Here is a 15,602-nt window from a genome sequence, read left to right on the forward strand (position 1 = left end):
TCCTGAAGGGCAGGCCTGCCAGCTGAAAGATGCCGCTTTGCTAGGCTTGCGGCATGACACTGGCCCTGATCAAAAGTCGGGCGCTCGCCGGCATGGACGCGCCTGAAGTCACCGTCGAAGTCCATCTGGGCAGCGGCTTGCCCTGTGTTTCACTGGTAGGCCTGCCCGACACCGAGGTCAAGGAAGCACGTGATCGCGTGCGTGCTGCCCTCGCCACCTGCCAGTTCGAATTCCCCAACCGGCGCATCACCGTCAACCTCGCCCCCGCTGACCTGCCCAAGGAGAGCGGGCGTTTCGACTTGCCGATTGCCGTCGGCATTCTCGCCGCCAGCGATCAAGTCAAGAATGCCCAGCTGGCCGACTATGAAATGGTTGGCGAACTCTCGCTCAGCGGCGAGCTACGACCGGTGCGTGGCGCCCTGGCAATGGCCTGGCGCGCCGCCCGCTCGGGACGCCGGCTGATCCTGCCCGCTGACAATGCAGCCGAGGCCGCGCTGGTGAAGAACGTGCAGATCCTGCCCGCGCGCAGCTTGCTCGAAGTGGTGGCCCACCTGAACGGCTTGTCCGAGCTACGGGCGTTCAGCGCTGCAGCGCAGGGCTGCGAGCCGCACTACCCCGACCTGGCCGATGTGCGCGGTCAGGCGCCGGCGCGGCGCATGCTGGAGGTCGCCGCAGCAGGCATGCATTCAGCCCTGCTCTACGGCCCGCCGGGCACCGGCAAATCGATGCTGGCCAGCCGCCTGCCCGGCTTGCTGCCACTGCTGGACGAAGAACAGGCGCTCGAAGCGGCGGCCCTGCAATCGCTGGATGGGCCATTCGATACGGCACGCTGGCGGCAGCGCCCATTCCGCGCGCCGCACCATTCGGCCAGCCCGGCTGCGCTCAGCGGCGGCGGCGCCAATCCACGCCCTGGCGAGATCTCGCTGGCCCACCATGGCGTGCTGTTTCTCGATGAGCTGCCCGAATTCGACCGCCGTGTGCTGGAAACCCTGCGCGAACCGCTGGAAACCGGCCACATCACCATCTCGCGCGCGGCACAGCGGGTGGACTTCCCGGCGCGCTTCCAGCTGATCGCCGCAATGAATCCCTGCCCCTGCGGCTACCTGGGTCACCCGCAACGCGCCTGTCGCTGCACGCCGGACCAGATTGCACGCTACCTCGGCAAGCTCTCCGGGCCGCTGCTGGATCGCATCGATCTGACGCTGGAAGTCGGCGCACTCGATGCCGCCAGTCTGCAGCACGCGCCCGCCGGTGAAACGACGGCGGCGGTGCGCCAGCGCGTCATCGCCGCCCATGCCCGGCAACACGCACGCCAGGGCTGCAGCAACGCGCACCTCGATAGCGCGGGCGTCATGCACCATTGTGTGGCAGACGAGCGTGCGCTCAAACTGCTTGCCCAAGCCACCGACAAACTCGGGCTCTCGGCGCGCGCCTACCACCGCTGCCTCAAAGTGGCGCGCACGATTGCCGATCTGGCCGATGCGCCGCAGATTGGCGCGCCACACCTCGCCGAAGCCCTGCAATACCGTCGCGCCCTGTCCGCGCGCTGATTGGCCTGCGCTGCAGCATCTGCAACAGATTGCCTGTAAACTGCGCCGCAATCAGCATTCAAATCCGCACTCAGACCGGGGCCTTCATGTCATCCACTGCATCCTCACACCAGTCGGGCAAGATTCTCCTCTTTGGCCTGGCCGCCCTGCTCCTGCTCATCGCACTCTGCGCAGCGTACCTGTGGGTGGTGCTGAACTGGAGCTACTCGGATGGCGAGCGCGCCGGCTACGTGCAGAAGCTCTCGCGCAAGGGCTGGCTGTGCAAGACCTGGGAGGGGGAGCTGGCGATGGTCAATCTGCCGGGTCAGCCGGCCGAGGTTTTCCCATTCTCCGTACGTGACGATGCGGTCGCCGAGCAGATCAACCAGCTGGTCGGCAAGCGCGTCGCGCTGCACTACGACCAGCACATCGGCATTCCCAGCAGCTGCTTTGGCGAAACCAGCTACTTCGTCAACAACGTGCGGGCGGTTGAAACGCCCGCCAATTAAAGCAGCTACAGCCCCTCGGCGAGCAGCCAGTCGGCAATCCGCTGAGCGGGTTGCTGCCAGGTCTCTTCGAGCATCATGCCGTGGCCCATGGCAGGCAGGATCTGCACCGGCAAGTCATAGATGCGGGCGGTGCGCTCGACCTCGGCGGCCGGCACCAGACGATCCTCGGCCGCGCCGAGAATCAGCATTGGCGGGCGCTGCATGCTCGCCAGGCGCGGCAGGTTGAACAGCGTCATGTCCCACAGCACGCGCATCGATTCGGGCTGGCAGCGTTCAAACACGTCTTTCAGGCGCTGCGGCGAGACGGGCTGGTGGAACAGGGCTTCACGCAGGGTTTCCAGATGGGGCGAGCCGCCGCCCATGATCTTGTTGAGCTCCATCAGCAAACGCGGCTTTTGCATCATCAGTCCCAGCGTCGCGCTGAACAGGCCGTCCGGCGGTACCGAGGCGAGCAGCACGGCAGCGCTGGCGCGGTGTTGCTCCAGATACTTCTGCACCACCATGCCGCCCATCGAATGGCCGATCAGCACTGGCGGCGCAGGCAGCTGCGCGACCACCCGCGCCACATCGGCGACGTAATCATCGAGCGAGAAGGCGTCGAGCGTGGCATGGCCATCGCTGCCGCCATGGCCAGACAGCGACAGCGCCCACACCGGCCAGCCGCGTGCAGCAAAAAACGGCATGAAGTGCTCTTGCCACACCCAGGCGCCGACATAAGCACCATGGATGAAGAGGATAGGCGTACGTGCAGCGCCCTGTGCCGGCAGGCTCAGCAGTTCAAGTTCAGGGGGCTCGCGAAATGCCATGGGGCGCAGCCTGTCCCGTGCTAGTTGCTGGTCATGATGCGCAGCATCAGCTCGGTCGCCTGCTGGTTCTTGACGACCGGTGCGTAGGTGTCTTTCATGCGCGCCACGAAGTTGTCCGAGCCTTTGAGCGTGCTGAACTTCACACCATCTCGCTTTTCAAGGCGGGCGCGCACCGTGCTCTCCAGCTGGGCGCGCTGCTGGCGCATGTAGAGCGCCGACTTGACCGCGTCCTGCCGCGCCAGCGCCTTGTCCGCCTCGCTCAGCGCGGCCCAGCGCTGCGTCGACACGACCAGCGCTTCAGGCAACACATTGTGGTGACTGAAGACGAAATACGGCGCGTACTTGTAATGCTCGGAGAGCTCGTAAGAGATGAGGTCGTTCTCGGCAGCGTCGAGTTCGCCGTTCTTGAGTGCATCAGCGACCTTGTCGAAAGCGATGGTGCTGGGCTCGCCATGCAGGGACTTGACCATATTGATCATCGTCTCGCGGTTGGCCACGCGCATGCGCAGCTTGTCAAAATCGGTCGAATAGCGCAGCGCCTTGTTGCGCGAATAGAAGGAACGCGAGCCGCCGTTATACCAGGCCAGCACGATGAAGCCTTTGCTGGCCAGCTGCTTCTCCAGCCCTTTGCCGATGTCGCCATCGAGCACGCGCAGCATGTGTTCCTGGTCGCGGAACAGGAAGGGCAGCGACAGCACCTCCATCTCGGACACCGCATCGGTCAGCGCAGCATTGCTCAGCACCGCAAAATCCAGCTCACCTTGTTTGAATTTGGGCAGGATGTCTTTCTGCGCGCCCAGATCCTGGCGCCACAGCACCTTGCCTTCAAAACGCCCCTGGGTGTCCTGTTTGAACAGCTCGAAGAAACGCACCAAACCCTGATGATTGGGATAGTCCGCGTTCTCCAGTACCCAGCCTTTGAGCGGCACAGGTGCCGCCACGGCGCACTGCATCGCGAGTAAGAGGCCAATGACCCAAAGTCTTCGCATAGTGATGTGTCTCCAGAGTCCCTGCCAGAGAGATCCATGAAATATTAAAAGCCCGGCAATTTTGCGCTGCTTGCTATGAACATGACAATGCACGATTGTGTGCCCTAAGTGGCAGGATTTGCGAAAATCCCGTCCAGCGGCTCGCGTCGCGCAATTCCGCGCCACGCGTCAGTACCGTCTGGATGTATCTCACGTTAGGAAAACTCATGGCAGACCCCATCACCACGGCCAGCGGCCTCATCATCGAAGACCTGATCGTCGGTAACGGCGCCGAAGCGCAAGCCGGCCAGCACGTCATCGTGCACTACACCGGCTGGCTGACCGATGGCAGCAAGTTCGATTCGAGCAAGGACCGCAACGATCCTTTCTCCTTCCCGCTCGGCGGCCGTCGCGTCATTGCCGGCTGGGACGAAGGCGTGCAAGGCATGAAGATCGGCGGCACCCGCAAGCTGACCATTCCGCCGCAACTGGGCTATGGCGCACGCGGCGCCGGCGGCGTGATCCCGCCGAATGCCACCCTGGTGTTCGAAGTGGAACTGCTCGATATCGCCTGACATGGCGCAGGAGAAGACTCCGGTCACCGCAGCCGTCCGCGTGCTGCGCCAGCACAAGGCCGAGTACAGCGACCACCTTTACGCCTATGAGGAAAAAGGTGGCACCGCTGTGAGCAGCCGCGAGCTGGGCGTCGATGAGCATGCGGTGATCAAGACCCTGATCATGGAAGACGAGCAGCACCGTCCGCTGATCGTGCTGATGCACGGTGACCGCGAGGTATCGACCAAGAACCTCGCGCGTCATCTGGGCGTCAAGACGATCAGCCCCTGCGCCCCGGCCACGGCAGACCGTCACTCGGGCTACCAGGTCGGCGGCACCAGCCCCTTCGGCACGCGCAAGGCGATGCCGGTCTATATGCAGGCGAGCATCGCCGCGCTGCCGAAGATCTACATCAATGGCGGCAAGCGCGGCTATCTGGTCGGTCTGTCACCGCAAGTGGTGATCGACATTCTCAAGCCCGAGCTGGTGGACGCGGCGGCCTGAGCCGCGCGGCCACCGGCCGCTTACTCGGAATCTTCGAACCAGGTGCGGCCGTCGCGCTCGATCAGCGCCACGGCGGCCGACGGCCCCCAGGTGCCGGCGGCATAGCCGTGCACGCGCTGGTCGTTATTGGCCCAGGCGGCATAGATCGGATCAACCCACTGCCAGGCCGCCGCCACTTCGTCGGAACGCATGAACAGGGTCTGATTGCCGCGAATCACGTCCATCAGCAGACGTTCGTAAGCGTCCGGATTGGCCACACCGAAAGTCTCGGCAAAGCTCATGTCGAGCGGAATGCGGCGCAAGCGCATGCCGCCGGGGCCCGGGTCCTTGATGGTCACTTCCAGAGTCACGCCTTCGTCCGGCTGCAGCCGGAGGATCAGGCGGTTCTGGCTGACGCGTCCAGCGGTCGCATCGAAAATGTTGTGCGAGATCGGGCGGAAGTTCACCACGATCTCCGAAGTGCGCTTGGTCAGGCGCTTGCCGGTGCGCAGGAAGAACGGCACCCCCGCCCAGCGCCAGTTGGCGATCTCGGCACGAATGGCGACGAAGGTCTCGGTCTTGCTGTCCTCGCCCAGCTCGTCGAGATAGCCGGCTGCCGGCTTGCCGCCAGCCGAACCTGCGCGGTACTGGGCGCGCACCGTCATCTGTTCGGCATTGCGGTCATCGATGCGCTTCAAAGCCTTGAGCACCTTGAGCTTTTCGTCGCGCACGGCGTCGGCTTCAAAGGCATCTGGCGGTTCCATGGCGGTCAGACAGAGCAACTGCATGATGTGGTTCTGCAGCATGTCGCGCATCGCGCCCGAGGTGTTGTAGTAACCACTGCGGTCGCCGACGCCGATGTCTTCGGCCACGGTGATCTGCACATGGTCGATGTGGGTGCTGTTCCACAGCGGCTCGAACAGGCGGTTGGCAAAGCGCAGCGCCATCAGGTTCTGCACCGTCTCCTTGCCCAGGTAATGGTCGATGCGGAATACTTGGCTTTCGGCGAACACCTCGGCCACCGCGTCATTGACGGCACGAGCGCTGGCGCCATCCTTGCCGAGCGGCTTTTCAAGCACCACGCGGCTCTCCGGCGTGACCAGGCCGAACTGGCGGATGCGCTGCGAGAGCGGCGCGAAAAGATCCGGCGAGACGGCAAAGTAGAAGGCGCGCACGCGCTCCGAACCACTGTTCAGCAAGCTGGCCAGATCGCCCCAGCCGGCCTCGCTGGAGGCATCAGCCGGCAGGTAATGGATGCGTGCGACGAAGCGGTCGACCGCTTCGGGCGTCTTGTCGGCGGTCTTGACGAATTGGTCCAGCGCGGCGCGCACCACGTCGACATAGGCTTCGCGCGAGAGCGGGCGGCGCGACACGCCGATGATCCGCGCATCGTCCGGAATCTGTCCGGCAGCATCACGATGGAACAGCGCGGGGAGCAGTTTGCGGGCGGCCAGATCGCCGGTACCGCCGAAAACAACGAGGTCGAAAGGACTGACTTGGATGGTGCGCGAGGAGGATGAACTCATGCCGGACTCCGGAAACACTGAAGGGTGCACCGGCAGTCTAACCCTTCAATGCGTCCAGCGACCAGTTCGCCGGTCAACATGGCCGCCATGCGGATCCCTGAATGTCGGCGCGTCGCGGGCGGATGCTGTCAGGTCTTCGGCGGGGTGCTGAACATGGCCTGCAGCTTGGCCAGCTTGGCCAGTGCATCTTCCTGCGACACCGGCTCGGCCTTCTTGCCGCCGCTGTGCTTGAGCCCATCGCCAAGCTCGGCGATGAAGCGCGACGGCTCGACGGTGCGGATCTCCTTGCCGGACTTGCGCCGCTCGCAATAACTGATGGTCAGACTGCGCTGCGCGCGGGTCACGCCGACATACATCAGGCGGCGTTCTTCCTCGATGGTGTCCGTGTCGATGCTGCTCTGGTGCGGCAACATGCCCTCCTCGACGCCGACCAGGAACACATGCGGGAACTCCAGCCCCTTGGAGGCATGCAAGGTAGCCAGCTGCACCGCATCCGTCGCCTCGTCTCCCTTGTTGAGCATCGAGATGAGGGCCACGGTCTGCGCCAGTTCGAGCAGGTTCTTGCCGTCAGCCTCGCCCTTCTTGCCCAGCCATTCGACGAAGTCGCGCACGTTCGACCATTTGCTCTCCGCCTCGCGCAGCTCGCAGCTCTCGAAGAGGTGCGCCTCGTAGCCGATGGCGCGCAGCAGGTCTTCAAGCACCTGCGCGGCCGGCTCACGCAAGGCGCGATATTCAAGCTTGTTGATGAAGTTGCAGAACTCGCGCACGCTCTCCAACTGGCGGCTGGCCACATGCTCGCCGGCGCCTTCCTCAAAAGCCGCGGTGAACAGCCCGATGTGGCGCTGCCCGGCATAGCTGCCCAGCGCTTCCAGGGTCGCCGCGCCGATGCCGCGACGCGGCGTGGTGATCGAGCGGATGAAGGCCAGATCATCATCGGCATTGAGCATCAGGCGCAGGTAGCTGGTGATGTCCTTGATCTCGGCGCGATCAAAGAAGCTCTGCCCGCCCGAGATCACATAGGGAATCTTGTGATTGCGTAATTGCTGCTCGAACAAGCGCGCCTGGTGGTTGCCGCGATAAAGAATGGCGTAATCGGCGAAATTGGCGCGATGCTCGAAGCGATGGCTGGAGATCTTCATCGCCACCATCTCGGCCTCCTGCTCGGCGTCACGCGCGGCCACGATGTGGATCGCCTCGCCCATGCCGTGCTCGGACCACAGCTTTTTCTCGAACAGCTTGTCGTTGTTGGCGATCAGGGTATTGGCCGCATTGAGGATGCGGTTGGAGGAACGGTAGTTCTGTTCCAGCTTGATCAGCTTGAGCTTGGGGTAATCGGTTTGCAGGGCGTACAGATTCTTCACGTCGGCGCCGCGCCAGGCATAGATCGCCTGGTCGTCGTCGCCCACCGCAGTGAAGGCGCCACGCACGCCGGCCAGCTGCTTGAGCAGCTTGTACTGCGCGCCATTGGTGTCCTGGTATTCGTCGATCAGCAGATAGCGCAAGCGGTTCTGCCAGCGCTCCAGCGCCTCTGGATGCTCGTCGAACAGGCGTACCGGCAGCGCGATCAGATCATCGAAATCCACCGCCTGGTAGGCGCGCAGGGTCTTTTCGTAAGCCGGGTAGAGCTTGGCGGCCAGCGCCGTGGACTCGTCGGTAACCAGCTTGACGGCCTCGTCCGGCGTGATCAGCGCGTTCTTCCACGAGGAAATCGCCCACTGCACGGCCTTGACCACGCCCTTGTCCTTGTTGCCGGCGACATCGGCGACGATCTGCATCACGTCCGAGGAATCGAGAATCGAGAACTGCGGCTTGAGCCCGGCAAGCTTCGCCTCCTGACGCACGATGCGCACCCCCAAAGCGTGAAAGGTGCACACCGTCAGCCCCTTGGCCTGACCGCCTTCGAGCAGCTTGCCGACGCGCTCTTCCATTTCGCGCGCAGCCTTGTTGGTGAAGGTGATGGCGGCGATATTGCGCGCCTCCATGCCGCATTCACGCACCATGTAGGCGATCTTGCTGGTGATCACGCGGGTCTTGCCGCTGCCGGCACCAGCCAGCACCAGGCAGGGGCCGTCCAGGTACATCGCCGCTTCGCGCTGAGGGGGATTGAGTTTTGACAACATGTTGTGGGTTTATCGGATTCCGATGGTAAGGGGAAACAATTAATTCTCCGCTTGGCCTCAAGTTTGGACTAATACTTCCGATCTAGGGGTTAACACGAAGCCCGACCCAGCATGATGAACCATCCACAGACCCCGCCATTTCTCCCGCAGGAACTACTCGACGCCCTGCCGGAGGCCACCCTGAACAATGGCCGCATGGGTCTGCGCTGGCGCGATCTGGAGCTCTCCAGCGTGTTCCAGCCCATCGTCAGCTTCTGCCACAGTCGCGTCATCGGCCATGAAGGCCTGGTTCGCGTGCACGACAAGACCGGCACGACGATCAGCCCGCTGGACTTCTTCAAGATGGCCGAAGCGGCCAATGAGCTGCTCGCTGCCGACCGCGATTGTCGCCTGATGCACGCCTGGAATGCACGCAACAGTTCTGGCTACATCTTCTTCAACCTGCATCCGGCGATGTTCGGTCGCCTCGACCCGGACAACAGCCGCCACATCGTCACCACGCTGACTACGGCCCTGGGCGCCGAGCCACATCGCGCGATGATCGAGGTGGTCGAGGAAGCGGTCACCGATCTGGTCCGTCTCGAAGAAGGCGCGGCCGCCTTGCGCGCGCTGGGCGTCGGCCTGGCGCTCGATGATTTCGGCGCCGGCCATTCCAATTTCGACCGTGTCTGGCGCATCCAGCCCGACGTGGTCAAGCTCGACCGCTCCTTTGCGCTGCGCATCGTGCACGATCAATCTGCGCGGCGCATGTTGCCACGCCTGGTGAGCATGCTGCACGAGACCGGCGCCCTGGTCCTGCTCGAAGGGGTCGAAACCCTGGAGCAGGCGCTGATCGCCATGGATGCCGACATCGACTTCGGTCAGGGCTGGTTCTTTGCCCGCCCCAGCATTGACCCGCTGTCCGATTCCGAGCCGATCCGCCCGGCACTGGAGAGCCTGTGGGAGCGCTACCAGCAATTCAACGCCGAACAGCGCCAGGTGCACCACGAACGCATCGCCCCGTACCTCAATGCCATCGGCTACGCCAGCGCCCTGCTGTCGAGCGGTAACCGGGTTGAGGATGTGGCGCCGGCCTTCTTTGACAGCCTGCCCGCCGCCGAATGCTTCTACCTGCTCGATGCCGACGGCCGTCAGGTGGGCGTCAACGTCAGTTCCGGCAGCCAGCGCGGCAAGCAGGTGCTGCGCGAACTCGGCGCCATGCCCGGCGCACGCTGGTCCTGTCGCTCCTACTTCCGGCGCGCCATGCAACACCCCGGCAAACCGCAGGTCACCCGCCCCTATGTCTCGATGAGCAGCGGCAAAACCTGTCTGACGGTCTCGGCCCACGTACGCATCCACGGGGCCGACCACGTCATCTGCGGAGACGTCGACTGGGAGCTTTTGATGGGTGACCGCAATGAGTTGCCTCATCAGCAGAGCAGCGCTCAAGAAGCTGCCCAGCGCCGCCGTTGATAAGCATATGGGGTAATCGCGCCGGGCTTTGATCTGCCGACGCGCCGAGCAGCATTTTGCCTCCCGTCCGAAAAAACCGCGCTACAGCCGAGAAAAGCGAAGAAATGCAGCGAGCCGTGACAAAATCCTGACCAGGCGAACACGCAGCACCGACAAATTCGCCTGGTGCATTGCAACAACCTATAATAAAAGCGCCGTTCGTCCGAATTCAAACTTCCCGCACACCATGGAAACCGTGCTCGCCACTCCTGCCACGCCCACGCCTGCTGACGCCTTGTCCAATACCGCCGTCCGCCTGCAAAAGCGCCTGACGCGCGCAGTGGGGCAAGCCATTGCCGATTACAACATGATCGAAGAGGGCGATACCGTCCTGGTGTGTTGCTCCGGCGGCAAAGACTCCTACGCCATGCTGACCGTGCTGATGGCCCTGCGTGAGCGCGCACCGGTGAATTTCCGCCTGATCGCCATGAATCTCGATCAGAAGCAGCCCGGCTTTCCTGCCGAGGTGCTGCCGCGCTATTTCGAATCCATCGGCGTCGACTATCACATCGCCACCGAAGACACCTATTCCATCGTGACGGACAAGATTCCGGCGGGCAAAACCACCTGTTCGCTGTGTTCGCGCCTGCGTCGCGGCATCATCTACCGTGTCGCGCGCGAGCTCGGTGCCAACAAGATCGCGCTGGGCCACCACCGCGAAGACATGATCGAGACCCTGTTCCTCAACATGTTCTTCGGCGGCAAACTCAAGGCGATGCCTCCCAAGCTCAGCAGCGACAATGGCGAGCACATCGTCATCCGCCCGATGGCGTATTGCGCCGAGGCCGATATCGCCAAATTCGCACGCGCCATGGATTACCCGATCATTCCCTGCAACCTCTGTGGTTCGCAGGAAAACGCCCAGCGCAAACAGATCAAGGCCATGCTGCAGGAATGGGACAAAGTCCACCCCGGACGCATCGAATCGATCAGCACTGCCCTTCAGAACGTAGTGCCAAGCCATCTTGCCGATGGCATGCTCTACGACTTCAAGGGCCTGCAACGCGGCCTCACCGAGTCCGGTGGTGATCTGTTGTTTGATGAAGCCGAGCCGACGACATCACCTGTCGGCGCCGAAACTGCTGTGCGCTGGATGGACTGGAAGGCGCAGTAAATGAGCGTGGAGCCTGACAACATGATGCGCGAAGCGATTGCCGAAGCCAGCTTGCTGGTCGCCGAAGTCACCGGCGCCGGCAGCTTGTCCGAAAAACTGGGCGCTGCCGAGGGCGCACGCGCAGTCGAACGCGCTCTGGCACGCGCTGAGCGCTCGGTCCATGCCTACCAAGGCAGCCGTGTCGGCGATACCACCGGCCGCCTGGCCGCCTCCTTCGCACGTGGCGATGGCGCCGCCCTGGCCGCCAACGACATGATCAAGCGCATCAACCAGCTGCCACCAGTGTCCGGCATCAGCCTGTCGGTGCGCGTCGTGCTCCATACCGGACGCTGCCTGGCCGACGGCAGCATTGATCCCGAAAGCATCGCGCAGTCCTTCAATCTGCTGTCCTTCGCCACGCCGGGCAAGATCCTGGTGTCGAACGAAGCAGTCGGCAAACTCTCTGAAGGCATGCGTGCCAACCTCGTCAGCGCCCCACAGATGTCGGTACACACCGGCACTCAGGACGTACCCTTGCTGGAACTGCAATCAGGCAATCTGATCGCCGGCCACTCCCAGGGCCCGCTGACGGTGCCGCCGCCGCAGCCGACCATCATGCCATCCGCCACGCCGCTGCCGCCACGCAGCGCAAGTGCCGCTGAAGGTTTGGCGCAAACGCGCCTGCTGCTGCGCTATCACGGTGCCAGCCTGCTGGTCTCCGAATTCAAGACCAGCCTGATGGCGGGCCGTGAAGAGAGCAATGATCTGGTCATTTCGGATCGCCGCGCCTCACGCCAGCATGCCCGCATCGAATGGCGCGACGGCCGCTTCCTCTTGGTCGACCACAGCACCAATGGCACCTATCTGCTGGACGATCATGGCGTCGAGATCCTGTTGCGCCATGGCGAGTGCGAACTGCCGCCGCACGGCCGCATCGGCTGCGGCTACTCGCCTCTGGAAGCAGGCTGTGAGCCGATGGTGTTCGACATTGGCGAACGCCAGCAATCTGCCGCCTGAAATCGCCCGCACGACATGAAAAAGCCCGTCACCTGAACGGGCTTTTTCATGTCTAGCCGCGCTCGAATGGGTCCTGCTGTTCGAGCGCCCGCTGCTGGCGATCGACAAACTCCTGCGTCGAATCGATGCCACGCAGCTGCAGGATGGTGTTGCGCACCGCGGCCTCCAGCAGGACCGCCAGATTGCGGCCGGCGGCCACCGGCAGCACGATGCGCTTGACGCCCACGCCCAGCACATCCTGCTCTTCGTCCTCCAGCGAGAGGCGCAAAGGCTCGTCCTGCCCCATACGGCGCTGCAGGTGCACCATGAGGCGCAGACGCATCTTGCGCCGGCAAGCCGTCTCGCCAAAGATCGTGCGGATGTTGAGAATGCCCAGGCCGCGCACTTCAAGGAAGTCCTTGAGCATTTCCGGGCAACGCCCTTCGAGCACACCCGAGGCAATGCGCGAAATCTCGACGACGTCATCGGCCACCAGGCCGTGGCCACGCGAGATCAGCTCCAGCGCCAGCTCCGACTTGCCAGCGCCCGAGTCACCGGTGATCAGCACGCCCAGCCCCAGCACATCCATGAACACGCCGTGCAGGGACACGCGCTCGGCCAGGCGCCGCGCCAAGAAAGAGCGCAGTACTTCGATGACGCGCGCAGACTCCAGCGGCGAGGCCAGCACCGGCACGCCGATGTCCTCGCAGTTGCGGCGGATGATATCCGGCACCTCGCAATCGTCGGCGACGATGATGGCCGGCGGCGGCGCGGCGAGGATCGCCAGCAGATGATGTTCAAGCCTGTCCCGCGCCTGCTTGCGTGCCCAGGCGAACTCGGTTTCACCGATCACCTGCAGGCGTGTGGGATGGATCAGATTAAGGTGCCCGACCAGATCGGCCGCCCACACGCGATCGTCGTGGACGGTGATGTAGGAATCCAGGCGCCCGGCGACGTGGCGCAGGCGCAGAGCTTCCCGATTGGCCTCAAACAGCTGGGCGACGCTGGTTCGCCGCATGCGGATCCCATTGCACAAAGAGTTGGTGGAGTGCGGCTGCATCGGGCGCGCTTGCCAGCGCTTCGCGGAAATCGCGGTCGCTGAACATGGTGGCCAGTTCGGAGAGCAGCTGCAAATGACTTTCGTTGGCCTGCTCGGGCACCAGCATGACGAAGATCAGGCCGACCGGCTTGCCGTCGGGCGCGTCAAAGGGAATCGGCTGGGCCATGCGCACGAAGGCGCCCAGAGGCTCCTTGAGTCCCTTGATGCGGCCATGAGGAATCGCAACACCCTGGCCGAGGCCAGTGGAACAGAGCTTTTCGCGCTGCAAGAGCGCATCACCAACGCGCTTGGCGGCGATGCCGGCGCGCGTTTCAAACATCCGGGCAGCGGCTGTGAACACAGCGGCTTTGTCAGACACCGGACTGTCGAGCACAACACTGTCCGGGATCAGGATCTTGGAAATCAGATTCATGGGGCGAGGTCGGCCACGTGCGCTGCGCAAAAATACGAAGTGTGATCAAACCCGATACGCCATGCCTTGGGAGCGATTGTTAAGCCCGCATGACGCCGCTTTGACGCGCAGATTATATGCCTGGGATTTTCGGCTGGTCGAGAATATCTTTCCCGCTGCGCGGAAAAGTTTGCAGCCCCTCCGCGCGCGGCGGAGGGGCGCGGGAATCAGCTCTCTACAGCGGGCTGATGGTACTTGACGGCCTCACGGCCATGATCGGAGGTCTTTTCCTTGTGCTTGACGACTTGCCGGTCAAGCTTGTCGGTCACACTGTCGATGGCGGCGTAGAGGTCTTCGTCAACGCTTTCAACGAAGATCGTGCGGCCACGTACATGCACCGTCACTTCCGCTTTCTGCCTGAGCTTGTCCACAGAGAGGATCACGTGGGTGGCCGTGACATGCTCAAAGTGGCGAATCACCTTGTCCAGCTTGGCTGTGACGTAATCGCGAATGGACTCGGTCAATTCGAGATGATGGCCGGTGATATTGAGATTCATGAAGTGCTCCTTCAGATCGACTTGCGCTGACTGACCGGCGGGATATTGAGCGACTCACGGTATTTCGCAATCGTTCTGCGAGCCACCACAATGCCCTGCTGGCCCAACATTTCAGCAATCTTGGCGTCAGACAGCGGTTTTTTGCTGTCCTCACCTGCCACCATCTGACGAATCAGCGCGCGAATCGCCGTGGCGGAGCAGGCACCACCCGTGTCGGTAGACACATGACTGCCGAAAAAATACTTCAATTCAAAAATCCCGCGCGTTGACGCCAGGTACTTCTGCGTCGTCACGCGTGACACCGTCGATTCATGCAGTTCCAGCTCTTCGGCAATCTCGCGCAAGGTCAAGGGGCGCATGGCGACCTCGCCGTGATCGAAGAATTGCCTTTGTCTCTCCACGATAGCTTGTGACACGCGCAATATCGTGTCAAATCGTTGCTGAACGTTTTTGATCATCCATTTCGCTTCTTGCAGCTGCGTCGACAGCGATCCGTTGATGCCGCGGTTCTGTTGAAGAATATCGGCATAGACCCGATGAATCCTGAGCCTCGGCATCGCTTCGGGGTTCAGATTAGCGGTCCAGGCGCCACGGAATTTGCGCACGATCACATCCGGCACGATATAGCGCGCGTCCAGCGGCGCGAAGGCCGCGCCCGGATGCGGGTTGAGGCTACAGATGAGTTCGTGCGCGGCACGCAGCTGGTCGTCGTCACAGGACAGGCGGCGGCGGATCTTGACGAAATCGCGCGCACCCAGCAGTTCAAGACATTGTTCAACGATGTCGATGGCCAACTCGCGGGTCGGCGTCTTTTCGCGCGCCTTGAGCTGCAGCGCCAGGCACTCCTGCAAGCTGCGCGCGCCGATGCCGACCGGGTCGAAGTGCTGGACGTGGCGCAAGGCGGTGACCAGTTCTTCGAGCTCGACTTCCCACTCTTCGGGAATCAGCGGCAGCAGCTCTTCCAGCCCTTGCAGAAGCATGCCGTCTTCTTCGAGCGCCTCGATGATCAGGCGGACCAGGGCGCGGTCGCGATCCGGCAGGGGCATCAGCGCAAGCTGGCCTTCCAGATGGTCGCGCAGCGAGGTGGTCGCAGCCTGGAATTCCTGGAAGTCGGAGTCGTCGTCACCATCGTTGTTGCGCGTACCACTCGCTTCCGAACGCCACTCGGCGGCTTCGCCGATGTCGTCATCCGAGACCGAATCATAGGCTTCGGTGATGGTGTCGGGCATTTCGACCGTGGTCGCCGGCTCGAAATCCTGATCGCCATTGGCCAGATGCTCGCTGGTCTCGAAGGCCGCCGCAACGGCTTCGGCGGTCGGCATTTCGAGCACCGCCGGCGCGTCCCCGCCTTCCTCATCCGCACCTTCGCGTTCAAGCAAGGGGTTTTCGAGCAGCATGCGCTCGATCTCGACATTGAGTTCCAGCGTGGAGAGCTGCAACAGCTTGATCGATTGCTGAAGCTGCGGCGTCAGCGCGAGTTGCTGGGAAAGGCGGAGCTGGAGTGAGGGCTTCATCGGG

General features: G+C 63.0%; 15 protein-coding genes. 7 read left to right on the top strand and 8 right to left on the bottom strand.

Annotation, left to right across the window (positions count from 1 at the left end; all coding sequences use genetic code 11):
* The first annotated feature begins 53 nt into the window (after positions 1 to 53).
* Together ABDB84_RS01990 and ABDB84_RS01995 are read left to right on the top strand one after the other, a co-directional pair.
* Entirely contained in the window at positions 54 to 1,550 is a 1,497-nt protein-coding gene (locus ABDB84_RS01990) for a YifB family Mg chelatase-like AAA ATPase (protein WP_345917997.1), read from the top strand.
* 86 nt (positions 1,551 to 1,636) lie between these two features.
* On the top strand, positions 1,637 to 2,038 hold the full coding sequence (locus ABDB84_RS01995; protein WP_345917998.1) for a hypothetical protein: 402 nt from the start codon (positions 1,637 to 1,639) through the stop codon (positions 2,036 to 2,038).
* Between the two features lie 5 nt (positions 2,039 to 2,043).
* Here the strand turns inward: ABDB84_RS01995 and ABDB84_RS02000 are convergent, their stop codons facing one another.
* The gene (locus ABDB84_RS02000; protein WP_345917999.1) at positions 2,044 to 2,844 is read right to left on the bottom strand and encodes an alpha/beta hydrolase; all 801 of its coding nucleotides are present in this window, start codon (positions 2,842 to 2,844) and stop codon (positions 2,044 to 2,046) included.
* A gap of 20 nt (positions 2,845 to 2,864) precedes the next feature.
* Positions 2,865 to 3,785, bottom strand: coding sequence for a TRAP transporter substrate-binding protein DctP (dctP, locus tag ABDB84_RS02005; RefSeq protein WP_345918000.1), 921 nt, complete (start codon positions 3,783 to 3,785; stop codon positions 2,865 to 2,867).
* 254 nt (positions 3,786 to 4,039) lie between these two features.
* Between dctP and ABDB84_RS02010 the strand changes: the two genes are divergently transcribed.
* Both ABDB84_RS02010 and ybaK read left to right on the top strand, forming a co-directional pair.
* Positions 4,040 to 4,387: an FKBP-type peptidyl-prolyl cis-trans isomerase gene (locus ABDB84_RS02010; protein WP_345918001.1), complete on the top strand. Its 348-nt coding sequence runs from the start codon at positions 4,040 to 4,042 to the stop codon at positions 4,385 to 4,387.
* Position 4,388: 1 nt separating this feature from the next.
* Complete coding sequence (ybaK, locus tag ABDB84_RS02015; protein WP_345918002.1) at positions 4,389 to 4,871, top strand: Cys-tRNA(Pro) deacylase; 483 nt, start codon at positions 4,389 to 4,391, stop codon at positions 4,869 to 4,871.
* Between the two features lie 20 nt (positions 4,872 to 4,891).
* Here ybaK and zwf read toward each other — a convergent pair whose 3' ends face one another.
* Together zwf and ABDB84_RS02025 are read right to left on the bottom strand one after the other, a co-directional pair.
* Positions 4,892 to 6,376 carry a glucose-6-phosphate dehydrogenase gene (gene zwf / locus ABDB84_RS02020; RefSeq protein WP_345918003.1) on the bottom strand — a complete coding sequence of 495 codons (1,485 nt, stop codon included), beginning with the start codon at positions 6,374 to 6,376 and terminating at the stop codon, positions 4,892 to 4,894.
* A gap of 128 nt (positions 6,377 to 6,504) precedes the next feature.
* A complete protein-coding gene (locus ABDB84_RS02025; protein WP_345918004.1) occupies positions 6,505 to 8,496 on the bottom strand; it encodes a UvrD-helicase domain-containing protein in 1,992 nt (663 codons plus the stop codon).
* Positions 8,497 to 8,607: 111 nt separating this feature from the next.
* On the opposite strand from ABDB84_RS02025, the gene ABDB84_RS02030 reads away from it, so the two are divergent.
* From ABDB84_RS02030 to ABDB84_RS02040, 3 genes are all read left to right on the top strand, one after another.
* Positions 8,608 to 9,948: a sensor domain-containing phosphodiesterase gene (locus tag ABDB84_RS02030; protein ID WP_345918005.1), complete on the top strand. Its 1,341-nt coding sequence runs from the start codon at positions 8,608 to 8,610 to the stop codon at positions 9,946 to 9,948.
* 226 nt (positions 9,949 to 10,174) lie between these two features.
* Positions 10,175 to 11,101 carry a tRNA 2-thiocytidine(32) synthetase TtcA gene (gene ttcA, locus ABDB84_RS02035; protein WP_345918006.1) on the top strand — a complete coding sequence of 309 codons (927 nt, stop codon included), beginning with the start codon at positions 10,175 to 10,177 and terminating at the stop codon, positions 11,099 to 11,101.
* Complete coding sequence (locus ABDB84_RS02040) at positions 11,102 to 12,097, top strand: FHA domain-containing protein (protein WP_345918007.1); 996 nt, start codon at positions 11,102 to 11,104, stop codon at positions 12,095 to 12,097. It begins immediately after the preceding gene.
* A 52-nt stretch (positions 12,098 to 12,149) separates the two neighbouring features.
* Here ABDB84_RS02040 and hprK read toward each other — a convergent pair whose 3' ends face one another.
* From hprK to ABDB84_RS02060, 4 genes are all read right to left on the bottom strand, one after another.
* A complete protein-coding gene (hprK, locus tag ABDB84_RS02045) occupies positions 12,150 to 13,094 on the bottom strand; it encodes an HPr(Ser) kinase/phosphatase (protein WP_345918008.1) in 945 nt (314 codons plus the stop codon).
* Positions 13,063 to 13,548: a PTS sugar transporter subunit IIA gene (locus tag ABDB84_RS02050; protein ID WP_345918009.1), complete on the bottom strand. Its 486-nt coding sequence runs from the start codon at positions 13,546 to 13,548 to the stop codon at positions 13,063 to 13,065. Before ABDB84_RS02050 ends, hprK begins: the two co-directional genes overlap by 32 nt.
* A 206-nt stretch (positions 13,549 to 13,754) precedes the next feature.
* Complete coding sequence (gene hpf / locus ABDB84_RS02055; protein ID WP_345918010.1) at positions 13,755 to 14,084, bottom strand: ribosome hibernation-promoting factor, HPF/YfiA family; 330 nt, start codon at positions 14,082 to 14,084, stop codon at positions 13,755 to 13,757.
* Positions 14,085 to 14,095: 11 nt separating this feature from the next.
* Positions 14,096 to 15,598, bottom strand: a complete 1,503-nt coding sequence (locus ABDB84_RS02060; protein WP_345918011.1) for an RNA polymerase factor sigma-54 — start codon at positions 15,596 to 15,598, stop codon at positions 14,096 to 14,098.
* Between the last annotated feature and the right edge of the window lie 4 nt (positions 15,599 to 15,602).

The sequence above is a fragment of the Uliginosibacterium sediminicola genome, from assembly GCF_039631295.1.
GTDB lineage: Bacteria > Pseudomonadota > Gammaproteobacteria > Burkholderiales > Rhodocyclaceae > Viridibacterium > Viridibacterium sediminicola.

What these genes read in the sequence shown, in the direction of transcription:
- ABDB84_RS01990 (WP_345917997.1), top strand. Translation starts at nt 54, where the DNA reads ATGACACTGGCCCTGATCAAAAGTCGGGCGCTCGCCGGCATGGACGCG.
- ABDB84_RS01995 (WP_345917998.1), top strand. Translation starts at nt 1,637, where the DNA reads ATGTCATCCACTGCATCCTCACACCAGTCGGGCAAGATTCTCCTCTTT.
- ABDB84_RS02000 (WP_345917999.1), bottom strand. Translation starts at nt 2,844, where the DNA reads ATGGCATTTCGCGAGCCCCCTGAACTTGAACTGCTGAGCCTGCCGGCA.
- ABDB84_RS02010 (WP_345918001.1), top strand. Translation starts at nt 4,040, where the DNA reads ATGGCAGACCCCATCACCACGGCCAGCGGCCTCATCATCGAAGACCTG.
- ybaK (WP_345918002.1), top strand. Translation starts at nt 4,389, where the DNA reads ATGGCGCAGGAGAAGACTCCGGTCACCGCAGCCGTCCGCGTGCTGCGC.
- zwf (WP_345918003.1), bottom strand. Translation starts at nt 6,376, where the DNA reads ATGAGTTCATCCTCCTCGCGCACCATCCAAGTCAGTCCTTTCGACCTC.
- ABDB84_RS02025 (WP_345918004.1), bottom strand. Translation starts at nt 8,496, where the DNA reads ATGTTGTCAAAACTCAATCCCCCTCAGCGCGAAGCGGCGATGTACCTG.
- ABDB84_RS02030 (WP_345918005.1), top strand. Translation starts at nt 8,608, where the DNA reads ATGATGAACCATCCACAGACCCCGCCATTTCTCCCGCAGGAACTACTC.
- ttcA (WP_345918006.1), top strand. Translation starts at nt 10,175, where the DNA reads ATGGAAACCGTGCTCGCCACTCCTGCCACGCCCACGCCTGCTGACGCC.
- ABDB84_RS02040 (WP_345918007.1), top strand. Translation starts at nt 11,102, where the DNA reads ATGAGCGTGGAGCCTGACAACATGATGCGCGAAGCGATTGCCGAAGCC.
- hprK (WP_345918008.1), bottom strand. Translation starts at nt 13,094, where the DNA reads ATGCGGCGAACCAGCGTCGCCCAGCTGTTTGAGGCCAATCGGGAAGCT.
- ABDB84_RS02050 (WP_345918009.1), bottom strand. Translation starts at nt 13,548, where the DNA reads ATGAATCTGATTTCCAAGATCCTGATCCCGGACAGTGTTGTGCTCGAC.
- hpf (WP_345918010.1), bottom strand. Translation starts at nt 14,084, where the DNA reads ATGAATCTCAATATCACCGGCCATCATCTCGAATTGACCGAGTCCATT.
- ABDB84_RS02060 (WP_345918011.1), bottom strand. Translation starts at nt 15,598, where the DNA reads ATGAAGCCCTCACTCCAGCTCCGCCTTTCCCAGCAACTCGCGCTGACG.